Consider the following 4,658-nt stretch of genomic DNA (forward strand, 5'->3'; position numbering starts at 1 on the left):
GGACCGTGAAACGACTTTGCGCCGATGATAGTGCTGCAACCAGTGTGAAAGTAGGTTATCGTCAGGCTAATTAATAGCAGTAAGTAAAGTAGTAAAGCGAAACCCCACTCAGCGAGCTGAGTGGGGTTTTTTGCTTTGGGCCTTCCATATCAGCCATCGGCTAATTAAAAGGCTGGGCAGCCACCCGCTGCTGTCCGGGTTCCCCCCGATATCAGAACGCCAGACAAGCTGGTGTCGCCCAGTTCGTCACACACGCACATCCGATGCCTGAGCATAGACAGCCTGGATGAACAACGGTTCCGGCTCAGACATCGATCAACTTGTCCGGGGTGATCGGCAAATCGCGGATCCGCTTGCCGGTCGCGTGATAAACCGCATTCGCGATCGCCGCTGCCATCCCCGTGATGCCGATCTCTCCCACGCCCTTGGTACCGAGCTCGTTAATATGCTTGTCCTGCTCGTCGACGACGATGATCTCGATCTCGCCGATATCCGCATTCACCGGCACGTGATAGTCGGCCAGGTTCGCATTCACCGCGCGCCCGACACGCCAGTCCATCTCGGTTTTTTCCATCAGGCCCATGCCGATGCCCCAGACGATGCCGCCCATCAGCTGGCTGTGCGTGGTCTTGCGGTTGATGACGCGCCCGACGCCGTACGCTCCGACGATGCGCGGCACGCGGATCGTTCCAAGGTCCGGGTCGACATGGACTTCCACGAACACCGCGCCGAAGGCCTGCATCGCGTAGCGTTTCTTCTCATCGCCCTGTTCGGCGCTTGCTTCGCCGATGATCGGCTTGCCGCCATTGCGCGCGACCACGGCCGCCATCGAATCGCGCCGCTTCGGGTCGGCCTTTGCCACCAGCCAGCCATCGACCGCATCGACCTCGTTCGCATTCAAGCCATGCAGCGCCGATCCGCTGTCGCCCAGCGCGGTCGCAACCAGCTTGTCGCGCGCGGCCAGCGCCGCTTGGTGCACGGCCGGACCCACGCTGGCCACCGTCTGCGAGCCGCCCGATACCGGCGCTTCCGGGAAGCTGGTGTCGCCGAGCTCGAAGCGGATGCGCGACACCGGCAGGCCCAGCGCATCGGCTGCGATCTGGGTCATCACGGTATAGGTGCCGGTACCCAGGTCGTGGGTACCGCTGCGCACTAGCACCGTGCCGTCCGGGTTGATCCTGGCGGAGGCCTTGGCACCCTTGCGGTTCGCCGGATACGCCGCGGTCGCCATGCCCCAGCCCACCAGCTTGCCGTCAGTGCGCATCGAACCCGGTTCCGGCTTGCGGCGCGCCCAGCCGAAGCGCTCGGCGCCGGCACGGTAGCACTCGCGCAGCGACTTGCTCGACCACGGAATATCCTTCTCGGGATCCTTTTCCGCATAGTTCACCAGGCGCAGTGCAACCGGATCCATCTTGAGCGCATATGCCAGCTCGTCCATCGCCGACTCGAGCGCAAAGCTGCCGCTCGATTCGCCCGGCGCCCGCATATAGGTCGGCACGCCCACGTTCAGCGTCGCCAGGCGCTGCGAGGTCTGCAGGCTGTCGCTGGCATAGGCCTTCCTGGTCACCGCAGTACAGGGTTCGACGAAATCGTCGACGAAGGAGGTGCTCGAGATGGTGTCGTGGGTGACGGCCAGCAGCTTGCCTTCGCGGCTGGCACCGAGCTGCAAATGCTGCTCGGTCAGCGGACGCGCACCGACCGGGCCATACATCTGGGTGCGCTCCAGCACGAGCTTGACCGGTACGCCGGCCATGCGCGATGCCATCGCCGCCAATACCACGTGCGACCAGGTCGTGCCTTTGCTGCCGAAACCGCCGCCCACGAAGGGACAGACCACGCGCACCTTTTCCGGATCGATGCCCAGGCTTTGCGCAGCGGTGCGGCGCACACCCGATACGTTCTGGGTCGAGTCGTACAAGGTCAGCGCATCGCCCTCCCAGGCAGCAATGGTCGCATGCGGCTCGAGCGGGTTGTGGTTCTCCATCGGCGTGGTGAAGGTGACGTCGACCCGTGTGGCCGCGTTCTGCAAGCCGCGCGTGGCGTTGCCGCGGCCGGTCTCCGGTGGACGCTCGGGCTGCGGTTCGGGGCGGCGTGGATGCAGCTTGGCCTGCTGGAAGTCGAGCTGCGCCGGCGCGGTCGCATAGCGCACCTGCACGCGCCGCGCGGCATCGCGCGCATGCTCGAAGGTGTCCGCCACCACCACCGCGATCGGCTGCGCGTTGTACTCGACACGGTCGTCCTGCAGCAAGGACAGCTTCGGATTCGGCGGCTGCTGCTTGTTGTCCGGCTTCGACTGCTCCGCACCGGCGCTCCTGTTACCCTCTTTACCGCTGGTCTTGCCCTCCGCTTTCGGCTTCGGCAGGCGCGGCGCGTTCTGGTGGGTCATCACCAGCATCACGCCGGGCATGCGCCCGATCGCGGCGCTGTCGATCGCCGTGATGCGTCCCTTCGGCACCGTCGACAGCACCATCACGCCGTAGGCCAGGCGCGGCAGCTTGTGCTCGGCCGAGTAGGTCGCCTGCCCGGTGACTTTCGATCGCCCGTCGAGGCGGTCGATACCTTGTCCGATGACGCTCATGCTTTTCCTCCCGCCTCGCGCAGGGCGCGCACGATGGCGCGCTGCGCAAGCTTGATCTTGAACCGGTTGTCCTTGAAACCCTGCGCGCCCTCGAGCAGCAGCGCGGCCGCGCGGGCCGACCGTGCGTCGTCGAGCGGCTGGCCGGCCAGCATGCTCTCCGCCGCCGGCACGCGCCATGGCTTGTGCGCCACGCCGCCGAGCGCGATGCGGGCCTGGCGCACGACGCCGCCCGACATGTCGAGTGCCGCTGCCACCGATACCAGCGCGAACGCATAGCTGCTGCGGTCACGCACCTTCAGGTAGCGGGCATGGCGCGCGAACAGCGGTGGCTGCAGGTCGACCGACGTGATCAGCTCCGCCGGCAGCAGGACGGTATCGCGCTGCGGCGTCGATCCCGGCAAGCGGTGGAACTCGGCGATCGGGATACTGCGCGCGCCTTGCGGGCCGCTCACCTGGACCACCGCATCGAGGGCCGCGAGGGCGACGTTCATGTCGGACGGGTTCACCGCGATACAGGCATCGCTCATGCCGAGGATCGCATGCATGCGGTTGTAGCCTTCACGCGCGCCGCAGCCGCTGCCCGGCGCACGCTTGTTACACATGGCGAAGGCGGTATCCATGAAGTAGGGGCAGCGCGTGCGCTGCAGCAGGTTGCCGCCGACAGTCGCCATGTTGCGCAGCTGGGGCGATGCGCCGGACAGCAGCGCTTCGCTCAAGAGCGGATAGCGGGTGCGGACCAGCGGGTGGTTGGCGGTATCGCTGTTGCGGGCGGCGGCGCCGATGCGCAGGCTGCCGCCGGGGAGCTCGGTGATCCGGTCGAGGCCGATGTGATTGATGTCGACCAGGCGCGCCGGCTGTTCGACGTCGCCCTTCATCAGGTCGATCAGGTTGGTGCCTCCGCCGATGAATTTCGTGTCGGGCTGCTGCACCAGGCGGATGGCGCCGGCCGGGTCGGCGGCCTGTTCGAAGTCGATGCTGCGCATGGCCGCTCCTCAGGCGTTGGCCGTCGTGCGGATCGCAGCGACGATATTGTTGTAGGCGCCGCAGCGGCACAGGTTGCCGCTCATGCGCTCGCGGATCTCCGGATCCGTAAAGCTGATCTTTTGTTCGCGCACGTCGGGCGTGACGGCGCTGGCGGTGCCGGCGCGGATTTCGTCGATGCAGGCCACTGCCGAGCAGATCTGGCCCGGCGTGCAGTAGCCGCACTGGAAGGCATCGTGTTCCATGAAGGCGGCCTGGATCGGTGCCAGGTCGTCGCCCTGGGCGATGCCTTCGATGGTCGTGATCTTCGCGCCCCGGTGCATGATCGCCAGCGTCAGGCAGGCATTGATGCGGCGGCCATCGACCAGCACGGTGCAGGCGCCGCACTGGCCGCGGTCGCAGCCTTTCTTGGTGCCGGTCAGGCCGGCCGATTCGCGCAGCGCGTCGAGCAGCGTGACGCGCGGCTCGAGCGACAGGGTGTGATCCTTGCCGTTGATATTCAGGGTCAGCGGACGCGGCGGCACAGCTGCCGCTGCCGTTGCCGCCGGAGGCGCCGCGGCGTGAGCTGGCAGCTGGGTCGCGCCGATGACGAGCAGTGTGGATTGCATGAAGCCGCGGCGGGCGCTGTCCACGTCCGCATCGGTGCTTGAAGGGTGATCGGACGGCTGGTCGGACATGGGGTACTCCCGGTAGGGCACGGCGGACGGAAAGCGTTAGCTGTTCATTATCTGCTTGCCGTGGATTGTTTCTGTTAGATGGTTCACTTAGCTGAACGTTAAAAAGCGACAACAGGGCCTTGCGCGCAAGCTCATCCATTTGCTATAGTTCGGCTCCTGCTTCTGCAGCGTAATAAAAGCCGAACGAAATCAAGTAGTTGGGCTGGGTGTTTTGATAACACCACTGGCGCTGAAGAAAAAGATGGAGTTGACGAGTTAAGCGAAATACTGCATAATATCACTTCTCTGCTGCTGACGAACAAAACGATTCGCAAGCGCAGCAAGGCGGTACAGAACAAAGTTCTTTAAAAATTAACAGTCGATAAGTGTGGGCGTTTGATGAAGGTGCCGGCTGACTAGTTCAGCTGATTACTTAAATTATC

The 4,658-nt window shown here is 64.8% G+C and carries 3 protein-coding genes; all 3 read right to left on the reverse strand.

From position 1 onward, the window contains the following. Positions 1–304 precede the first annotated feature (304 nt). From FBX97_RS29380 to FBX97_RS29390, 3 genes are read right to left on the reverse strand one after another with little or no spacing between them, the layout of a single operon-like run. Positions 305–2,578 carry a xanthine dehydrogenase family protein molybdopterin-binding subunit gene (locus FBX97_RS29380; RefSeq protein ID WP_141839543.1) on the reverse strand — a complete coding sequence of 758 codons (2,274 nt, stop codon included), beginning with the start codon at positions 2,576–2,578 and terminating at the stop codon, positions 305–307. Next, a complete protein-coding gene (locus FBX97_RS29385; RefSeq protein ID WP_141839545.1) occupies positions 2,575–3,561 on the reverse strand; it encodes a xanthine dehydrogenase family protein subunit M in 987 nt (328 codons plus the stop codon). The genes FBX97_RS29380 and FBX97_RS29385 overlap by 4 nt, the downstream gene beginning before the upstream one ends. Positions 3,562–3,570: 9 nt before the next feature. Beyond that, complete coding sequence (locus tag FBX97_RS29390) at positions 3,571–4,236, reverse strand: 2Fe-2S iron-sulfur cluster-binding protein (protein WP_141839547.1); 666 nt, start codon at positions 4,234–4,236, stop codon at positions 3,571–3,573. Positions 4,237–4,658: the final 422 nt, after the last annotated feature.

The organism is Herbaspirillum sp. SJZ107 (genome assembly GCF_006715485.1).
In the GTDB taxonomy this organism is placed as follows: domain Bacteria; phylum Pseudomonadota; class Gammaproteobacteria; order Burkholderiales; family Burkholderiaceae_D; genus Telluria.

What these genes read in the sequence shown, in the direction of transcription:
- FBX97_RS29380 (WP_141839543.1), bottom strand. Translation starts at nt 2,578, where the DNA reads ATGAGCGTCATCGGACAAGGTATCGACCGCCTCGACGGGCGATCGAAA.
- FBX97_RS29385 (WP_141839545.1), bottom strand. Translation starts at nt 3,561, where the DNA reads ATGCGCAGCATCGACTTCGAACAGGCCGCCGACCCGGCCGGCGCCATC.
- FBX97_RS29390 (WP_141839547.1), bottom strand. Translation starts at nt 4,236, where the DNA reads ATGTCCGACCAGCCGTCCGATCACCCTTCAAGCACCGATGCGGACGTG.